This window comes from Shewanella sp. KJ2020 (genome assembly GCF_024197625.1).
Lineage (GTDB): Bacteria > Pseudomonadota > Gammaproteobacteria > Enterobacterales > Shewanellaceae > Shewanella.
In genome coordinates this window covers 1-900 of sequence record NZ_JAKUKD010000034.1, presented here as the reverse complement: position 1 = coordinate 900, position 900 = coordinate 1, and the positions used below count along the sequence as shown (strand labels likewise).

The 900-nt window shown below is 44.8% G+C and carries 2 tRNA genes and 2 rRNA genes; all 4 read right to left on the bottom strand.

Going from position 1 to position 900, the window contains the following annotated elements:
- A 23S ribosomal RNA gene (locus MJO46_RS19780) occupies positions 1 to 104 on the bottom strand; the annotation flags it as partial.
- Between the two features lie 304 nt (positions 105 to 408).
- Positions 409 to 484 (bottom strand) — tRNA-Ala (locus tag MJO46_RS19775).
- A gap of 138 nt (positions 485 to 622) precedes the next feature.
- Positions 623 to 699: transfer RNA gene (locus MJO46_RS19770), tRNA-Ile, on the bottom strand.
- A 98-nt stretch (positions 700 to 797) separates the two neighbouring features.
- Positions 798 to 900 (bottom strand): 16S ribosomal RNA (locus MJO46_RS19765); the annotation flags it as partial.

The following is a 900-nucleotide window of genomic DNA, read 5'->3' as shown; positions in this document are numbered from 1 at the left end:
CTCAAATGCTTGTTACTAGCTCGCCAACGCTTTTCGCAAGTTACTACGTCCTTCATCGCCTCTGACTGCCAAGGCATCCACCGTATACGCTTAGTCGCTTAACCATACAACCCAAATGAGTTTCACTTGCGTGAGCCACTTGAATTGTTGCGACCAGCTGGTTTTACTTGTCTCATCTTCGACCAAGAAGATGGACTCGCCTTAGACTTGAATATTCAAGACACTTAATAAAGTGTTTGAGAACTCAATGTTTAATGCTCTCGCATTAAACCTTTTTCGTATCAACACAACGACAGACATCATTGTGTTTAATACTATCAGCTTTCCAAATTGTTAAAGAGCTGGCTTAAAAAAGCCAAAGATAATTTTTCAGTTTATCTTTGGCATCTCTATCCATAATGCAATAAATGGTGGAGCTATGCGGGATCGAACCGCAGACCTCCTGCGTGCAAGGCAGGCGCTCTCCCAGCTGAGCTATAGCCCCATTTACATGCAGTGCGAGTAAGTAAGATGTTCCAAACCTCTAAAAGGATTGGTTTGCCAAATCGAGTTATCCGCTGCAAATTAACGCGACGTTTAGTTCACTAAACGAGTGTTAAATTAACAAAGGAGAACGAAGATTTGGTGGGTCAGAGTGGACTTGAACCACCGACCTCACCCTTATCAGGGGTGCGCTCTAACCAGCTGAGCTACAGACCCATCTTTGATAAATCAGCCTAGGCCAACCTATCTTTACTCTTTCTTCTATCAAGCAAATCTGTGTGAACACTCAACAAGCATCGAGTTAGTCGTATAGGTAAGGAGGTGATCCAGCCCCAGGTTCCCCTAGGGCTACCTTGTTACGACTTCACCCCAGTCATGAACCACAAAGTGGTGAGCGCCCCCCCGAAGGTTAAGCTA